Origin of the sequence: Nocardiopsis lambiniae (assembly GCF_031845465.1) — a bacterium.
GTDB classification, from domain to species: Bacteria; Actinomycetota; Actinomycetes; order Streptosporangiales; family Streptosporangiaceae; genus Nocardiopsis; species Nocardiopsis lambiniae.
Map to the genome: position 1 here is coordinate 1 of NZ_JAVREP010000065.1, position 254 is coordinate 254.

Below are 254 nucleotides of genomic sequence, written 5' to 3' on the forward strand. Positions count from 1 at the left end.
GACAACCAGGAGGTTGGCTTAGAAGCAGCCATCCTTTAAAGAGTGCGTAATAGCTCACTGGTCAAGTGGTTCTGCGCCGATAATGTAGCGGGGCTTAAGCACACCGCCGAAGCTGTGGAGCCCGGGATTTGTTCTCGGGTTGGTAGGGGAGCGTCGTGCGTTCGGAGAAGCCGCCGAGTGATCGTGTGGTGGAGGGCGTGCGAGTGAGAATGCAGGCATGAGTAGCGAGAGCAACGTGAGAAACGTTGCCGCCG

1 rRNA gene is annotated in these 254 nt (G+C 57.9%); it reads left to right on the forward strand.

Annotation, left to right across the window (positions count from 1 at the left end):
- Window positions 1–254 (forward strand): 23S ribosomal RNA (locus tag RM479_RS27735); the annotation flags it as partial.